The organism is Paraburkholderia dioscoreae (genome assembly GCF_902459535.1).
GTDB lineage: Bacteria > Pseudomonadota > Gammaproteobacteria > Burkholderiales > Burkholderiaceae > Paraburkholderia > Paraburkholderia dioscoreae.
Window position 1 is genome coordinate 811,556 of record NZ_LR699554.1, and the last position, 16,305, is coordinate 827,860.

Genomic DNA, 16,305 nt, shown 5'->3' on the forward strand with positions numbered 1-16,305 from the left:
CGGACTACGGTCTTACTGCGTGCCGCCCGGTGCGGGTGTCTGCGGGGCTGGATTGACGCGTGCGGATTCCCGCACCAGTTCCTGCGTTATCGCGGCGGCAACGGGGTTCGACCCGCCGTGATCCTGGCTGCCCGGCGCGGCCTGGATTGGCGGCGGCAGCGGCAGCGACGGATCGGGTTTGGAAGACTCCCTGACGAGCTGTTCCGTCATGGCCGCCGCGACGGCATTCGAGCCGTGGCGGCTCAGGTCGTCACGTGCGCGGTTGACCGGCTGCGCCGTCACCGATTCGCGCGTTTCGGTCGGTCCGGCCGCGCGAACCTGTTTATGGCGCTGTCCTGGCGGCTTTGCGGCCGTTTCCGCCTCGTTGGTGACGGAGCCGGATTGGGACGCCAACGGCGCGCCCGCGATCTCGCCCGTACTGTTCGCAGACGGCGTAGTGGAGACCACGTTGCCGGCGGTTACATGCGTGCCGTCCAATCGCGGATCGACCGCCGCCGTAGTGGCGGAGTCGGCCGTTACCGCGGCGGACGCCGCTTCGGAGCGCTCGCCTTTCGGGAGCAACTGGTAAGCGATGAATCCCAGATCCACCAGAACCAGCGCGATTATCAAAGCCTTGCCTGTATTCGTCATATCCAACACCGAGTCGTTCGAGTGAGGTGATCGAATCATGATAATCGACTGTCCAAAAACATTTGGAGCGGCGTTCCGCAACGCGATTTATTCGGTTTTCTCCGTACGTTTTGACACCGTTTTGACACCGCGTGTCAGCTACCCGCAGCCTCCGCGCGTTTCGCCCCGAAGTCCCAGCGTTGCGCCTGCACCGTGTCCACCCTGGCAGGCAACAATCCGGCCTGAAAAAACGTATCCGCGATCTTTTGCTGCTCGCCGAAATTCTGCGCAAGAACAGGGCGTACCGCATAACTGCGGCGCGCATTCGCACGTTCGATGGTGGCGGCGTCGAGTCCCCAGATTGGCGCGAGTGTCTGGGCCGCTTCCTGAGGGTGCGCGCGCAACCAATCGCCGGCTTGCGTCAACTGGTCGAATACGATCTGGATGACATCAGGGTGCGCCGTCGCGAAGCGGTTCGATGCAAGGTAGTAGCGCTGATATGAAGCGAGCCCCTTGCCGTCCGCGAGAATGCGCACGTCGGCCTCGTGGTCGACGGATGCCACGTATGGATCCCACGTGATCCACGCATCCACGCTGCCGCGCTCGAAGGCGGCGCGGCCGTCGGCCGGCGTGAGGTAGCTGATGCGGACATCCGCGGGCGTAAGGCCCGCCTTGATGAGCGCCGCAAGCAGCAGGTAGTGACTGCCGGCGGCCTTGGTCACGGCAATGCGCTTGCCTTTGAGATCGGCGAGCGTATGGAGCGCACTGTCCTGCTTGACGATGATCGCCTGCGCGCCCGGCGACGGCGCTTCCTGCGCGACATAGACGAAGTTTGCATGCGCGGCTTGCGCGAAGATCGGTACGGTGTCCGCCACGTCGGCGCTGAAATCGACGGCATCGACATTAAGCGCTTCGGTCAGGGGCAAGCCGCTCGAAAATTCATTCCATGACACGCGAACGCCCAACGGCGCCAGCGCCTTGTCGAGCGAACCGCGTGCCTTGAGGAGCGTGATCAGGGTCGACGACTTCTGATAGCCGATCCGCAGCGCGACCAGCTGGCCATTCGAGGCCGATGTTTGCGCATTGCTCCGCGCCGCGATCGTGGTCAGCGAGGAAGCCAGTGCGACGCGAATGAAAGCCCGTCTTGTGAACAGCGCCATGAATGAGTGTCCTTTGAGTCGAGTCTGAATGGGAAGGCCAATCGGCCATCCTAGCAACGACCCTGCGCGACGCTAACTGACAGTTTCAGCTAATCATCGAACGCCAGCGCATAAGGACCAAGAGCCTTGAAGAATCGCCCGGCGTGCGACTGCACGCAGGTGTCTTCAAATGCAGGCGGGCGCCGTTTCCGTTAAGCGTCGCCGCCTTGTGCCACGATCAGATCGAGCGATCCGGCAAGAATCGATCTGGCGAGTTCGGGATCGTCGACAGCACGCGCCAGCGTCACCGCGCCCACAATGGTCGCAACGATGCCGAGCGCCAGGCTTTCGCTATGCCCCGCCAGCGTCTGCGCTATTTGCGACGCGAGCCTGTGCACGTAAAGCGTCAGACGCTCGCGGATTTCCGGTGCCGCATGCCGCGCTTCGCCGGCAAGCGCGCACAGCGCGCACCCGCTGCCGGGATTCCTGATATGACGGTCGCTGAGGAATACGTCGGCAATTGCCCGCAACGGGTCTTTCTTCGCTGATCCGGCCTCGCCCGACCCCGTGTTCAACGCCGCGATACGTTTCTCGCTCTGCGCGACTGCATATTCCAACGCCTCTACGATCAGCGCGTCACGCGAAGCGAAGTGGCCGTAGAACGCGCCATGCGTGAGCCCGGCGCGCCGCATGCAGTCCGCCACGCCGAGCGACTCGATCCCGTCTTCCCGGATTTGCCGCGCGGCTGTTTCCAGAACGCGCTGCCGGCTTTCTGCTTTTTGCGCCTGCGAGTAGCCCATTTCCGTCACCCTCTTGACAATCTGTATGATGAGCATAATACTGAAAATGTGCATGATGATCAACATGCAGATTGTCCGGCTAAGGGCGTCTTGCGAGATGTCCGCGTGCAGCGGCGCTTTGCCGCTTGATTCAATCGTTCCAGCCGCTGCGCCGCCGTGATGTCCGGTGCGCGGGCGGCGCAATCAAGGAGAGAGATGATGCGTTTCACTGGAAAGACAGCGTTGGTGACTGGCGGGAATAGCGGCATTGGTTTCGTCACGGCAAAACTTCTGATCGCCGAAGGCGCGCGGGTGGTGATCACGGGCCGCGACCGTGCGAAGCTCGACCAGGCGGTGACGGAGTTGGGCGAAAACGCGCTGGGCGTGCAGGCCAATCTCGACGACGAAGCGGCAATCGGCTCGCTGTTCGAACAGATCAAAGGCGCTTTCGGGTCGCTCGACATCGTCTTCGCCAACGCAGGCATCTCCGGGCCGACGCCGCTCGGCGGCACCTCGGCTGCCGCGTTCGAGGCGATTCTTCGCACCAACCTGACGGCGGTTTTTCTGACGGTTCAAGCGGCACTGCCGCTGATGAGCGCGGGCGGCGCGGTGGTGTTGAACGGCTCGGTGATGCGCGAACTCGGTTCGCCGGGGGCGGCGGCGTATTCCGCTAGCAAAGCCGGCATTACGGGCATGGCGAAGGTGTTCGCGTCGGAACTCGTGCAGCGCGGCATTCGTGTGAATACGGTGATTCCCGGCGGCACGCGTACGCCGATCTGGACGCGTGGCGCGCGCGAAGGCGCGACGCTCGACGGAACCGAACAGGCGTTTGCGCCGCGTATTCCCATGGCCCGCCTCGCAACGCCGGAAGAAGTCGCGGCAGCGGTGCTTTTCCTTGCGTCCGGCGACGCGTCGGGAATGACGGGCGCCGAGATCGTCGTGGATGGCGGCACGATCGGCGCGCCGTGGGGTGCGCCGATTTTCCGCCAGGGTTGAAGCGGATTGAAGCCGGGTCCGCGGCGGGGCGCCGCGATCCGCCCGAAGGGCATTTTTAACCAAGACGGCCCCGCACGGGACTGGCTATGCTTAGGCATATTCAGTCAATTCCTGCGAGGACATCAAGGTGCCGCATTATCTTTGCCATGAGCAGCCGGATCTGCTGGACTTCGAAACGGCCGTGATCGCCGCACGGCCGGGCGCGGTCGTGCTGGGCCGTTCCGCGTTGCATCCGGGCGGCGGCGGCCAGGTGTCGGACGCGGCCACGCTGACGCACGCGCACGGCGCGGTGCGTATCACCGGCGTCGCGGCGGAAGGCGACGTGCTGTGGCATCTGCTCGACGAGCCGCTCGAACTGTCCGGCAATGTGCAGGTGGCTATCGACGCTGCGCGCCGCGCCACGGTCGCCCAGCTCCATACCGCTACGCATATTCTCAACGCGCTGGTGTATCAGCGCTTTGCCGGCGCGCTCGTGACCGGCGCGCAGATCAACGCCGACGGCACCGCGCGCATGGACTTCGATCTGCCCGACGCGGATAATGACGCGCTGCGCCTGCTGGAAGAACCCGCCAACGAGGTGATCCGCAACGCGATGGAGGTGCGCGTCTACTACGTCAGCGCAGCCGAAGCGAAAGCCACGCAAGGTCTGATCCGCAGCCTCTCGGTCGCTCCGCCGCCGACGCCGGACGGCACGGTGCGCATCGTCGAAATCGGCGATCTGGACCGGCAGGCGTGCGGCGGCACGCATCTTACCAATACCGCGCAGTCGCGGCCCATCCGCATCGCGAAGATCGAGAACAAGGGCCGTCGCAATCGCCGGGTCAGAATCGAGCTGGTTTGAAGGGCACACGGAGCGCGAACTATGGAGACATCGGATAAATGCGAGCCGGAAGTGGTGTGCTGGCGCGACGGCGCGTTGGACGGCGCGTGTCTCGCGAGCGCCCGTTACGGCAATCACAAGTTCGACCGGCATCTGCACGACGAACTCGTCATTGTCATGACGGAGGCCGGCGCGGGCCAATGTCATACACGCGCCGGCAGCGAGATTGCCGGACCCGGCAGCGTGCTGGTTTTCGGGCCCGGCGAATACCATAGCGGTGAGGTCTGGGAAGGCCGCGAATGGATTTATCGCGCCATCTATCTGGACATGGAAGGTCTTGGCGCGCTCAGCGCGGTCTTCTCTCCCGACGCACGCGCCGACAAGCCGCTGCTGATTCCGCCGGGGCTCTACCAGGACCCGCACCTCGCGGGCCTGCTGGTCAAGGCGCATGCCAGCCTGGATGAACAGGGCTCCGTCTCGCTGATGGAGCGTCAGGCGAACTGGTGGGCCGCGATGGGCATGCTGGTCGGGCGCTATGGGCGTTCAGGCGAGGAGCCGGTCGAACCGCGGCGCGAGGCACGCAAGATGGAGCAGGTGCGCGAGTACGTCGCCGCCAATTACGAGCGGGATATCTCCGTCGACGAACTGGCGGAACTGGTCGGCCTGAGCCGCTATTACCTCACGCGCGCCTTCTGCAAGGCGTTCGGCTTGCCGCCGCACGCGTACGCGACGCAGGTGCGGTTGCTGGCGGCGAAGCGGATGCTCGCGGCGGGCCACAATGCGGCGACGGCCGCCGCGGCTGTGGGGTTCTACGATCAAAGCCATCTCAACCGCCTGTTCAAGCGCGCGTATGGCATTACGCCAGGCACGTATGCGGCGTTGAAGCCGGGGCATTAGGTGGCGCGAGGTTTGCCCCCACCATCACGCTTCTAAAGGCACGTCTTCGATCAACGCCGCCTGGACCGCGCGAATCCGTCGGTCGACGAAATACCCGCCGCCTTCCACGTAACGCAGATAAAGCCGCCCGCACAACGAGCATTGCCACACGGCGCACCGGTTATACGGAAAGTATCTCGGTGCGATAGGCGCGTCCGCTGCCCAGTAAGTGGTCTTACCCGGCAGATACTCGCTGAACGTCGGCTCCGGATCGTCCTCCCGCAACAACGTGCCGATTTCCTCGAACTGCGTTTCATCGAGCGACAGAGGTTGCGATTGCCAGCCTTCCAGCGGTGTTTTCGTGCACGAGCAGGGCGCGGCGGCGCGCGTCTGCGCAGCGCGCGCGAGTTCGAGGAAAGTTGCCGTGTTCAGGTATTGCGCCATGAGGTCCGCGATCAGTTGTTCATCATCCGTTGCCGGTGCGGAACGACCCATGAGCGGTCGAACCTGCCGTCGGCAATCGACTTTAACGCCGCCGTTTCTTTCGCATGCTGGCGACGCGCGCCCGCGATCACCGCTTCCACGTCGGCCGGGGCGATGGCGAGCAGGCCGTCTTCGTCGCCGACAATGATATCGCCAGGATGCACCACCGTGCCGCCGACCGTGACCGGCACGTTGATTTCCCCCGGTCCGTTCTTGTACGGGCCACGATGCGTCACACCGCGCGCGTACACTGGAAAATCGCGCTGGCGCAGCGCGCCGACATCGCGTATCGCGCCGTCGATCACGAGACCCTGCACGCCGAGACTTTCCGCGAAGCTGGCCATGATCTCGCCCATCAGCGCCTGTGTGAGTTCGCCCGCGCCGTCGATCACGAGCACGTCGCCGGGCCGGCAAAAGTCGAACGCGCGATGAATCGCGAGGTTGTCGCCCGGCCGCGTGTGAACCGTGACGGCGGTGCCGGCCATCGCTCTTGGCTGATGATAGGGCCGCAAGCCCACCATGCCGCTCGCGCGCGCCATGTTGTCGCTCAGCAGCGAGACCGCGAGTTCACGCAATGCTTCGAGTGTGGCCGGGTTGGCCTGCGGCGCGGACTCGTATTCGCGCCATCCGATTGGATTCATACCGTTGCCCCTTGAGTTGCCGGTGTAGCGAGTTGTCGATCGATTTGCCGCGAGAGCCGCGCATACACGGCGCGCGCGTTGTCTTCGTAGATACGCTGGCGGTCCGCGTCGCTGAGCCATTCGATGGCGTCGATATAGCGGCGCGTGTCGTCGTAATAGTGGCCGGTCTCCGGATCGATGCCCTGCACCGCGCCGATGGTTTCCGACGCGAACAGGATGTTGCCGACCGGAATGACCTTGGCGAGCAGTTCGGTGCCGGGCTGGTGATAGACGCAGGTGTCGAAGAACACGTTGTTCAGCAGGTATTCGGTAAGCAACGGGCGCTTCATGTCCTGCGCGAGTCCACGATAGCGCCCCCAGTGGTACGGCACGGCGCCGCCGCCATGAGGAATGACGAAGCGCAGCGTGGGAAAGTCGGCGAACAGATCGCCCTGCAGCAACTGCATGAACGCCGACGTGTCGCCGTTGATGTAATGCGCGCCCGTCGCATGGAAATTCGGATTGCACGACGAGGAGACGTGGATCATCGCCGGCACGTCGAGCTCCACCATCGCTTCATAGAGCGGATACCAGGAGCGGTCCGTGAGCGGCAAGCCGGACCAGTGGCCGCCCGACGGATCCGGATTCAGATTGCAGCCGATAAAACCGAGCTCTTCGACACAGCGCCGCAATTCGGCGATGCAGTTCGCAGGCGGCACGCCGGGCGCCTGCGGCAACTGGCACACGCCGACGAAGTTGCGCGGAAAAAGGCCGCACACGCGGTGCACGAGGTCGTTGCATTCGCTCGACCAGCGTGCGTTGGCTTCGGCGGTGGCAAGGTGATGGCCCATGCCGGCCGCGCGCGGCGAGAAAATCGTGAGGTCGGTCCCACGTTCGCGCTGAATCCGCAACTGGCCGGTTTCGATGCTCTCGCGAATCTCGTCGTCTCTAATGACAGGGCGGGGTGGTGGCGTGCCGCCGTCCCTGAGCGCGGCGATCTGCTGATCGCGCCAGGCTTCGTGCGCGGGTGGTGCGGTCGTGTAGTGACCGTGGCAATCGATGATCATGGTGTGCAAATCCTGTAAGTTGCCGTTGCGCGTGCATGTGATGCACGCGCGGATTCAGTCCGCTGTCGTTTCAACCTGTCTGTCCGGTCGCGCCGTTTCTCAGGCGCGCGGAGCGGCGTCGCCGGTGGCGAGGGAGCGCGCTTCGTCCTCCGCGGGCGTGACTCGCATGACCAGCGCGATGATCGTCGCGACGACCAGAAAGGCTGCGATCGTCAGCAAGGCCAGCTTGAAGTTGCCGGTGGCATTGCGCACGAGACCGATGCTCCACGGGCCGACCAGGCCGCCGAATTGCGCGATGGTGTTGATCAGCGCGATCGTCGCGGCGCCTGCCGCGCCGGTTCTGAATGAGGACGCGAGGCTCCAGAACAGCGGATTGCCCGCATAGATGAACAAACCGGTCACGCACAGCAGCGCATAAGCGATCACGGGGTTCGGCGCGTACGCGCTGCCGGCAATGGCCAGCGCGCTCATGCCGTACACGAATGCGAGGTGCTTCTTGCGATCGCCGGTGCGATCGGAACTGCGGCTGATCAGGAACGTGCCCAGCACGCCTAGCAAAGGCGGCGCGGCTGACAGAAAGCCGACTTCGAGATTGGTCAGGTGGCCGAGACTCTTGACGATCTGCGGCAGCCACAGAAAGAGGCCATAAATGCCGACCAGCGCACAACCGAACAGGCAGGCAAGACTCCATACGCGGATGTCGCCCGCCACGCGCAGCAGCGGAAAATGCGCGTTACCGCCCACCGCTTCGCGCTCGGCGGCGAGCGTCGATTCGAGCCAGCGCTTTTCGTCGCCGGACAGCCAGTCGGCGTCGGCGGGACGCTCGGTCATGATGCGCAGCGTCAGCAGACCGAGCAGCATGGCCGGCACGCCTTCGAGGATGAACATCCATTGCCAGCCCTGCAAGCCGAGAATGCCGTTCGCGTAGGTCATCAACGCGGTGGAAATGGGACCGCCCAGCACTGCCGAAAACGAACCGGCAATGATATAGCCGCCCACCGCACGCGCGCGGTAGCGTACGGGAAACCATTTCGTCAGATAGACCGCGACGCCCGGCAGAAAACCCGCTTCCATGACGCCGAGCAGAAAGCGCAGCACGTAGAAGCTCGAATCGTTGAATACGAACGCCGTGACGGCGGCGACCGCGCCCCACGTGAGCAGTATGCGTGCGATCCAGCGGCGTGCGCCGACGCGATGCAACAACAGGTTGCTCGGCACTTCCAGTACCATGTAGCCGACAAAGAAGATGCTGCCCGCGAAGCCGAACACGGCCGGACTGAAACCGAGCTGTTTGTTCATGTCCAGCGCGGCGAAACCGATATTGATCCGGTCGAGATAGTTGAAGAACATCATCGCGAAGAGCAGGGGCATCAGGCGCCCGTAGACTTTTCGCATGGTTACGGCTTCGTTGATCGCGGTCATCCTGTCTCCTACCTTGCTGCGACGGCCGTAGCCGTGGCCGCGTTCTAATCATGTGTGGGTCAATGATAAGAACGTGCGCGCAGGGAGTCCAAGACCGCTTGCTTATGCTTCTATAATTTTTTGCTTATAGTGTGGCGTTCGGCAGCGGCGCGGGGAGACAAGCCAGAAACGCCCGCAGATGAGGCGACGGGTCGTCGGTGCGGAAGGTGGCCGCGAGTGTGGAGCGATACGACGAGCCCGGTCCGGTGAGATGGCGGAAAGCCACGTCGGTGCGCCCGTGCCGCGCCACCGATTCGCCGATGAACGTCACGCCCAGGCCCGCGGCCACCAATGCAATCGCGGTCTGGATTTCATATGCTTCGTGCGCGACGACCGGGGTGATGCCCGCATCGCGGTAGAGCGACAGCACCGAGCGTTTGAACTGCGCGTTCTGATGCTTCGGATAAAGAATCAACGGGGTATCGGCGAGATCGGCAATGCGCACCTTCTTGTGTGCGGCAAGCGGGTGGCCGGGTTCGAGCGCGGCCATGACGCACTCGCTCAGCAGTGGATACGACGTGCAGCCTTCAACCGCCAGCGGTTGCCGGCCAATGCCGATGTGAATGCGCATGTCGCGCAGCGCGTCGGTCTGTTCTTCGGTCAGCATTTCGAAGAGCTTGAGCTCGACCTGCGGAAACGCCTCGTGAAACGCTTTGAGCGCCGGTGGCAGCACGCTGTACATCGACGAACGTGTGAAGCCGATGCTCAGCCAGCCACGCCGGCCAATGCCTATTTCCTGCGCGACGACCGTCATCTGCTCCAGCGTGCCGAGTATCTGGCGCGCCTCGCTGCACAGATAGTGGCCGGCCTCGGTGAGGCTCAGCGGGCGTCTTGCCCGATCGACCAGCTGCGTGCCTAGTCGCTCTTCGAGCGAACGGATCTGCTGGCTCAGCGCGGGCTGTGCGATATGCAGGCGCTCGGCGGCGCGGCTGAAATTGAGTTCCTCCGCGAGAATCACGAAACACTGCAGGGCCCTGAGGTTCATATGGGTTCTTTCGTCCGTGCCTATCGCAGTACGGGGCCGGCCGTTTCCGCGCTAACCGTGGGTTGATGGAACATGTCGTAGATCGCTTCGAGCAGCCAGGCAATGCCCGGGTCCGCCGAAAATTGCGAGTGCGAGTGAACCTGGATTTCAATGGGCGGCAGCGCGAACGGCAAAGGCAGAATGCGAAAGGCCTTATTGCGGTTGAAGCGCTGCGCGATACTTCGCGGGAAAATCACCGCGAGGTCGGTATGCTGAACGATCTCCGGCGCCACCACGAAATGCGGCAGGCGCAGCACGATATCACGGCGCAGATTGAGTTCCTCCAGCCACTGTTCGACCATCCGGTGGCCGGTTGCGTTGGTGCTCGCATAGACGTAACGCAGGTTCGCGAGATCCTCCTTGGTAGGCTTCTGCTTGCGCAGCGGGTGGCCGGCGCGCACCACGCAAACATGTTCGTCGACGAAGAGCGTCTTGCTCACGCAACCGGGATCGAGACCGGGCACATAGCCGAGCGCGAGATCGATCTCGCCGCTGCGCATGGCCGAGCTCACCGAGTCGACGGAGACATTCGCGATTTCCAGGCGAATGCCGCGTGCGTTGCGGTCGAGCATTGAAAGAAGCGGCGGCAGGAAATAGAACTCCGACATATCCGACATGGACACACGAAACACGCGTTGTGCCGTGGCGGGGTCGAACCTCGCGATTTGCTGGACCGCGACATTGATGATGCTGAACGCCTGCGTAAGCGGCGCGTGCAGGCGCAACGCGGCGTCGGTGGGAACCATGCCGGTGGGCGTTCGCACGAAGAGCGGGTCGTCGAACAAGGCCCGCAGCCGGCGCAACGCATGGCTGACCGCAGGTTGCGTGAGTCCAAGACGCTCCCCGGCGGCGGTCAGGCTGCGCAGATCGGAGATGGCCAGAAACACACGCAGCAGGTTCAAGTCCGTAATGCCGGGGTGCGACTTGCTCATGAGGTTCGATCGCGGCGAGGGAGGGCGTTTATTTGGGTTTCAGATTACCGTAAATGCTACGCATAGGGAAATGCAGTGTCGCGCCGTTGTACGGCGGAAAGGCGATGAAGTCCTGCTTCATGCTGGCGCGAATGGGCGACGCGAGCGCAGCGGCCAGCGCCGCAGGATCGTCGAAGACGACCTTGTTGCGTTGCATGGCCGTGGCGCGCCCGATGCGCAGACCTGACCGGTAATCGAGCCGCGTGTAGATTTCGAGCTCGCGAATGCCGGGCAATTGCGCCATCAGCGGGGAGTGATGCGCGAGGTAATGCGTGAGCCACGCGTTGAAGTCCTGCGCTTCGCCTTCATAGCTGACGAGGTACGTGCAGCGTTCGGCGCGGGTGCCAGGGCCGGCCGGATCCGGGGTGGCGAACGTCCTGACCGCCATGACCTGCTGCGTGAAGGTGAGACCGTTGTTCGACGAACCGTCTGCCAGGTCGTGCATCGCGTGCCCTGGTTGCAGCGTTTGTTCGAGCAGTTCGAGGTCGTCGAAATACCATTGCAGCACGCAGCGGGGGCATGCGGAGGCGTCGGTCTTCGACAAAGGATCGCAGTCGTCCGCTTGCGCAGGCACGTGGATCGCAAAACGGCGCAATCCCTCAATGCCTTGCGATGCCGCTTCGAATCGCGACAGGTCGGTAGACCTCGCCTCACTCGCAGGCGCACCGTGGCCAATCAGAAAGAGGCAGACTTCCACGCTCACCTCGATGCTTGCGCGGCAAGCGGCGCTGTAGCCTGCGGCCGTATCAGGCGATGAAACTGCCGCCCGAAATAGATGAGACCGTCGCCATCCGGGCGCAACGCGATGTGGCGGATCTGCGCGAACATGACCGAGTGCGAGCCGACCTGCTTGATGTCGACGATCTCGCCTTCGAGACTGACGATCGCATCTTCCAGCACCGGCGCCGACGACGCGCCTGCCGTCCATGCGTGGCGCCCGAAGCGCTCGTCCATCGAGCACGCTGTCATGCCGGCAAAATCGCGCGCGAGCTCCTGGCACTCCGCGGCAAGCACATTGATGCACACGCTGCGGTTGCGATGCAGTACGTCATGCACGTAGCTGGCCTGATTGATACAGACGAGCATGGTGGGAGGCGCGTCCGTTACCGAGCACACCGCGCTTGCGGTGATGCCGCAGCGGCCGCCGGGGCCATCCGTGGTGATGATGTTGACGGCGGCCGGCAGGCACGCCGTCGCGTCGCGGAAACGTTTTCTGGTGTCTTCGATCGTCACGTTGTTTTCCTTCTGCATTGCGCGAGGCGGGGCGTGCTACCTTACGGAAAAGGCGTGACCGGCGGCACGCCGGCGAACAACGCGCCGGACGCGTCATAGGTGCCTTCGCCCAGAAACGCATGCTGCGTCACGACGATCGAATCGCGCACGAGACGCTGCAGCCGGCTCTCGCGATAGATCGCAGCGATGCCCGCCATCTGATAGGCCTGCATCACCACTTCGGCGCCGACCTGCGCGGCGTGTGTCGCGCTGAGGCGCAACAGATTGGCCTGCTCCTGCGAGACGGCATCGCCGTCGATAATCGTCTGCCACGCGGTTTCGGCCGATTCGTAGAAGAACGCGCGGGCGCTGCGCCAACTGGCCTCCGCTTTCGCGAGGCCCGAGCGGTAATAGCCGCGATCGGCGAGGCGCGGTGCGCCGGTCGTGGTTTTGGTCGAGCCGGACATGCCCGTGAGCAGATCGAGTGCCGCTCGCGCGAGACCGATATTCACGGCGGCGTGCACCTGGGCCTGATAGGCGATAGCCGGGTAGCGGTAGAGCGGTTCGTCGATCAGCGCCGCGCCGCCGCGTACGAAGGTCCATTGTGCATCGACGAATTTTTCACGCAGCCGCAGATCGTGGCTGCCGGTTCCCTGCATGCCGACTACGTTCCAGTTTTCGACGATCTCGACCTCATGCGCGGGGAGCACCGCGGTAAACGGCTTGCCCGCAGCCGCTCCGCCGGCGTTGGCGGGCGTGCCGCCAATGCCGACGCCGATCCAGTCGGCGCCTTTGCAGCCGCTCGCGAAGCGCCATTGCCCGCTGACCAGGAAGCCGCCCGGCGCCGGGTTCGCGGGTTGCAGCGGATAGAGGCCACCCGAGAAAACCTGATCGGGGCCGGTGGCGTAGATCTGCTGTTGTGTTTCGATCGGCAGCGCGGCGAGATAGGTGTTCGCCGAGCCGAACGCGGCGACCCAGGCTGCGGAGCCGTCGGCGAGCGCAATGCGTTCGAGTATCCGCAGGAATTGCGCGGGCGGCAGCGCGTCGCCGCCGAAACGTTGCGGCGTGCTTGCGCGAAAGATGCCCGCGCGCTTCATCTTCGCGATCATGTCGCGCGGCACATGCGAGAGTTGATCGAACTCGTCGCGGCGGCGTTCGATCTCGCCGATCAGCGCATCGAGCGTGATCGGGCCCGCGTAGTCGGGATACGAGTCCGTGTGACCGATTGCATGAGGCTCGTAGGCGTAGGTCGAATGACTGCTCATCGGAAGGCTTTGCATGGTGACGGCTTGAGAATTGGAGTGAATGAGTTCGAACGAAGCGGTGTCGACGGGGCGTCAGACGCTTTCCTGCCCGGCGTGCTCTTTGGTCCTGGCCTGAAGCCGCAGTGCTTTGGGAAAGGTCTCCGGTGCGAAACAGGTGGCGAGTACCGTGATCAAACCGAGTACGACGAGATAAATAGCCACCGGCGCGGCGCTGCGGTAATGCGCGAGCAGCGCGGTCGCCACCATCGGCGAGAGTCCGCCGCCGAGTACCGACGAAATCTCGCGGCCGATACCGAGCCCTGAGAAACGCAGATGCACAGGCAGCAACTCGCTGATGAAAGCAGGCTGTGCGCCTTCGAGAATGCCGAGCGTGATGCTGTTGGCGAGTACGAGCGCCGTAATGACTTTCCACAGCACGCCGGAGCCGAGCAACGCGAAATACGGGTAGGCGACCAGCACCATCGCCACCGCACCGACGAGATAGACCGGCTTGCGGCCGATCCGGTCCGTGAGGCGCCCCATCAACAGGGACACGGGGATCATCAGCAGCATCGACACGGTCAGACCGCCGAGCATCCAGCTCGATTTGAGGCCGATGAACTGGCCATACGCAATCGAGAAGGCGAAGAAGATGTACGAGGCGGCGCCTTCACCGAAGCGCAGGCCGAACACCGTCAACACCTGACGCGGGCATTGGCGCAGCACTTCGACGATCGGCATGCGGGCGTCGCGGTGCGTGGCCTTGACTTCGGCGAACTCCGCGCTTTCGTCGACGGAGCGGCGCATCCACAGGCCGAGCGCGACCAGCACGGCGCTGCAGAGGAACGGCACGCGCCAGCCCCAGCTGTGAAAGTCGGCGGGCGAGAGCGTTTGCACGAGAAGAAACGCGGCGGTGGACAGCACGAAGCCGAACGCCGCGCCGCACGGACTCCAGGCCGCAAGGGCGCCGCGTCTCGCGGCCGGCGCGTTTTCGTGGATCAGCAGGATGCTGCCGCTCCATTCGCCGCCGGCGGCGAGGCCTTGCAGAATGCGCAGCAGCACCAGCATGACGGGCGCCGCGAGGCCGATTTGCTGATAGGTCGGCAGAAGGCCCATGCAGACGGTGGCCGTGCCCATGACGAGCAGCGTCAGCATCATGACCGTCTTGCGGCCGTAGCGGTCGCCGATATGGCCGCACAACACGCCGCCGATGGGCCGCGCGATGAAGCCCACCGTAAAGCCGCCGAATGCCGCGATCGTGCCGGTCAACGGATCGCTGCCCACCGGAAAGAACAGCTTGCCGAACACGAGCGCGGCGGCGGTGCCGTAGAGAAAAAAATCGTACCATTCGAGCACCTGACCGAGCACGGCGGTCGTCACTGCGCGACGAACCTTGCTAGTGGGCCGGATTGCGGGCAGGGGTGTCAGAGCGGCTGTCGCGTCAGAGTTCATGGCAGGTGGAGGGTCACGATGTGGAGGGTCGCGCGTTCTCGCCATGTTCGTTGTTCGGCTGGAGCGGCGAGACGAGCCCGGCAGGCATGTCGAACGATAGGACCGTGAAAAAACGCGGTCAAATTCGGGCCAAAAATGGCCGTCATGAATCGTATGCATGACGGTTACGCTATTTCGCTAGGGCTATCGGGGCTATCGGGGCGACGGCGGCGGTTGCGTTTCTTCGGAACGCCAATGCTGTGGGCTTTCGTTCGGGCAACTGAGATTTGGCCATGCGCAGGCCATGCCACTACACTGTGTGGTCTTATCCTGCGAATCACGGAGGGAACTGGAATGCAACTGACCGACTTCGATACGCTGACCTTCGACTGCTACGGGACGTTGATCGACTGGGAAACCGGCATTTTCGAAGGTTTGCGGCCGCTCCTCGCACGTGTCGAACCGCCCCTCACGCGTGACCAGGTGCTCGAAGCGCACGCACGGCATGAATCGTCGCAGCAGAAGTACACGCCTGCGCGGCGTTATCGGGAACTGCTGCCGATCGTCTACAAGCGTCTCGCGGAGGAGTGGCAGGTGCCGTACACGCTCGCCGATTGCGTGGCGTACGGCAAGTTCATTCAGAACTGGCCGGCGTTCGACGATTCGGCCGCGGCGTTGCAATACCTGAAGCGGCATTACAAGCTCGTGATTCTGTCGAACGTCGACAATGAAAGCTTTGCTTATAGCAACGCGAAATTGCAGGTCGAATTCGACGCGATCTTCACGGCCGAAGATGTCGGTTCATACAAGCCGTCGCCGCGCAATTTCGAGTACATGCTGGAAAAGCTGGGCGAACGGGGCGTGGCCAAAGAGAAGATTCTGCACACGGCCGAGAGCCTGTTCCACGACCACCAGCCGGCGAACGCGTTCGGCCTGGCGTCGTGCTGGATTTATCGGCGGCACGCGAAGCAGGGCTTCGGCGCGACGATGGATCCGGGTTCGCAGCCGAAAGTCGATTTCCGCTTCAATAGCATGGCCGAACTGGTGAAAGCGCATCAGCAGGCTTTGCAGCCCAAGTAGCGAGCGAGCCGGAATCAGCGCTGCGGCGCACCGGTTCTCGCGAGCGGTGGTTGATGCGGGCGCTACTGCGTGGGTGCCTGTGCTTTATGCTTCACGCAGTCCGACGTGAACGCCATGCTGGCCTGATCCGGCGTCATGTGCGGCGCGTCCGGGCTGTAGATCTTTTCGATGATGGCGTTGACCGCCTGACGGTCCGCCGCATCCTTGTAATAGCGGGCCGCCTGATCGAGCGCTTGTGTCCGGGTCTTTTTGTGCGCGCGCCACGAGGCCACCTGACCCGCGATATCGCCGATTGCAAAGCACTGATCGCTGACGGTTTGCGCAACGGCTCGAGCGGCCGGTTGCGCGAGGCACACCGCAAGCAGCGCGGATACAACTACGCGTTTCATTCCCTGAATCCTGTGGTTAGATGAGCAACGGTGCGAAAGCGCTGGCATCCACCACCGCGGCAACCGAACGGGTCGACAACGCCGTAGTTTATCGGGAACTCACG

At 63.7% G+C, this 16,305-nt stretch carries 18 protein-coding genes; 4 read left to right on the forward strand and 14 right to left on the reverse strand.

Going from position 1 to position 16,305, the window contains the following annotated elements; genetic code table 11:
• Window positions 1-12 precede the first annotated feature (12 nt).
• From PDMSB3_RS23790 to PDMSB3_RS23800, 3 genes are all read right to left on the reverse strand, one after another.
• Entirely contained in the window at window positions 13-630 is a 618-nt protein-coding gene (locus tag PDMSB3_RS23790; protein WP_232064312.1) for a hypothetical protein, read from the reverse strand.
• Between the two features lie 134 nt (window positions 631-764).
• Window positions 765-1,769, reverse strand: coding sequence for an aliphatic sulfonate ABC transporter substrate-binding protein (locus PDMSB3_RS23795; RefSeq protein WP_007176460.1), 1,005 nt, complete (start codon window positions 1,767-1,769; stop codon window positions 765-767).
• Between the two features lie 191 nt (window positions 1,770-1,960).
• The gene (locus tag PDMSB3_RS23800; RefSeq protein WP_035517082.1) at window positions 1,961-2,548 is read right to left on the reverse strand and encodes a TetR/AcrR family transcriptional regulator; all 588 of its coding nucleotides are present in this window, start codon (window positions 2,546-2,548) and stop codon (window positions 1,961-1,963) included.
• Window positions 2,549-2,746: 198 nt separating this feature from the next.
• Here PDMSB3_RS23800 and PDMSB3_RS23805 point away from each other — a divergent pair, with 198 nt between their 5' ends.
• The 3 genes from PDMSB3_RS23805 to PDMSB3_RS23815 all read left to right on the forward strand — a co-directional run bounded on the left by PDMSB3_RS23805 (window position 2,747) and on the right by PDMSB3_RS23815 (window position 5,240).
• Window positions 2,747-3,523 carry an SDR family NAD(P)-dependent oxidoreductase gene (locus PDMSB3_RS23805; RefSeq protein WP_007176462.1) on the forward strand — a complete coding sequence of 259 codons (777 nt, stop codon included), beginning with the start codon at window positions 2,747-2,749 and terminating at the stop codon, window positions 3,521-3,523.
• A gap of 127 nt (window positions 3,524-3,650) precedes the next feature.
• A complete protein-coding gene (locus tag PDMSB3_RS23810) occupies window positions 3,651-4,364 on the forward strand; it encodes an alanyl-tRNA editing protein (RefSeq protein WP_007176463.1) in 714 nt (237 codons plus the stop codon).
• 21 nt (window positions 4,365-4,385) lie between these two features.
• On the forward strand, window positions 4,386-5,240 hold the full coding sequence (locus tag PDMSB3_RS23815) for an AraC family transcriptional regulator (RefSeq protein WP_165187956.1): 855 nt from the start codon (window positions 4,386-4,388) through the stop codon (window positions 5,238-5,240).
• Window positions 5,241-5,264: 24 nt separating this feature from the next.
• Here PDMSB3_RS23815 and PDMSB3_RS23820 read toward each other — a convergent pair whose 3' ends face one another.
• The 10 genes from PDMSB3_RS23820 to PDMSB3_RS23865 form a co-directional block, all read right to left on the reverse strand.
• The gene (locus PDMSB3_RS23820; protein ID WP_007176465.1) at window positions 5,265-5,663 is read right to left on the reverse strand and encodes a hypothetical protein; all 399 of its coding nucleotides are present in this window, start codon (window positions 5,661-5,663) and stop codon (window positions 5,265-5,267) included.
• An 11-nt stretch (window positions 5,664-5,674) separates the two neighbouring features.
• On the reverse strand, window positions 5,675-6,343 hold the full coding sequence (locus PDMSB3_RS23825) for an RraA family protein (protein WP_007176466.1): 669 nt from the start codon (window positions 6,341-6,343) through the stop codon (window positions 5,675-5,677).
• Entirely contained in the window at window positions 6,340-7,389 is a 1,050-nt protein-coding gene (locus tag PDMSB3_RS23830; protein WP_007176467.1) for an amidohydrolase family protein, read from the reverse strand. The genes PDMSB3_RS23825 and PDMSB3_RS23830 overlap by 4 nt, the downstream gene beginning before the upstream one ends.
• Window positions 7,390-7,488: 99 nt before the next feature.
• Complete coding sequence (locus tag PDMSB3_RS23835; RefSeq protein ID WP_007176468.1) at window positions 7,489-8,811, reverse strand: MFS transporter; 1,323 nt, start codon at window positions 8,809-8,811, stop codon at window positions 7,489-7,491.
• 124 nt (window positions 8,812-8,935) lie between these two features.
• Window positions 8,936-9,835 (reverse strand): LysR family transcriptional regulator, encoded by a 900-nt coding sequence (locus PDMSB3_RS23840; protein ID WP_007176469.1) that lies wholly within the window; start codon window positions 9,833-9,835, stop codon window positions 8,936-8,938.
• A gap of 20 nt (window positions 9,836-9,855) precedes the next feature.
• Window positions 9,856-10,806 (reverse strand): LysR family transcriptional regulator, encoded by a 951-nt coding sequence (locus tag PDMSB3_RS23845; RefSeq protein ID WP_007176470.1) that lies wholly within the window; start codon window positions 10,804-10,806, stop codon window positions 9,856-9,858.
• Between the two features lie 28 nt (window positions 10,807-10,834).
• Window positions 10,835-11,542 carry an EthD family reductase gene (locus PDMSB3_RS23850; RefSeq protein ID WP_007176471.1) on the reverse strand — a complete coding sequence of 236 codons (708 nt, stop codon included), beginning with the start codon at window positions 11,540-11,542 and terminating at the stop codon, window positions 10,835-10,837.
• 2 nt (window positions 11,543-11,544) lie between these two features.
• The gene (locus tag PDMSB3_RS23855; protein ID WP_165187958.1) at window positions 11,545-12,096 is read right to left on the reverse strand and encodes a flavin reductase; all 552 of its coding nucleotides are present in this window, start codon (window positions 12,094-12,096) and stop codon (window positions 11,545-11,547) included.
• A 23-nt stretch (window positions 12,097-12,119) separates the two neighbouring features.
• On the reverse strand, window positions 12,120-13,337 hold the full coding sequence (locus tag PDMSB3_RS23860; RefSeq protein ID WP_007176473.1) for an acyl-CoA dehydrogenase family protein: 1,218 nt from the start codon (window positions 13,335-13,337) through the stop codon (window positions 12,120-12,122).
• A 57-nt stretch (window positions 13,338-13,394) separates the two neighbouring features.
• Window positions 13,395-14,753 (reverse strand): MFS transporter, encoded by a 1,359-nt coding sequence (locus PDMSB3_RS23865; protein ID WP_007176474.1) that lies wholly within the window; start codon window positions 14,751-14,753, stop codon window positions 13,395-13,397.
• Window positions 14,754-15,086: 333 nt separating this feature from the next.
• Between PDMSB3_RS23865 and PDMSB3_RS23870 the strand changes: the two genes are divergently transcribed.
• Window positions 15,087-15,812: a haloacid dehalogenase type II gene (locus tag PDMSB3_RS23870; protein WP_007176475.1), complete on the forward strand. Its 726-nt coding sequence runs from the start codon at window positions 15,087-15,089 to the stop codon at window positions 15,810-15,812.
• Window positions 15,813-15,874: 62 nt separating this feature from the next.
• Here PDMSB3_RS23870 and PDMSB3_RS23875 read toward each other — a convergent pair whose 3' ends face one another.
• Window positions 15,875-16,201, reverse strand: a complete 327-nt coding sequence (locus PDMSB3_RS23875; RefSeq protein WP_007176476.1) for a hypothetical protein — start codon at window positions 16,199-16,201, stop codon at window positions 15,875-15,877.
• Between the last annotated feature and the right edge of the window lie 104 nt (window positions 16,202-16,305).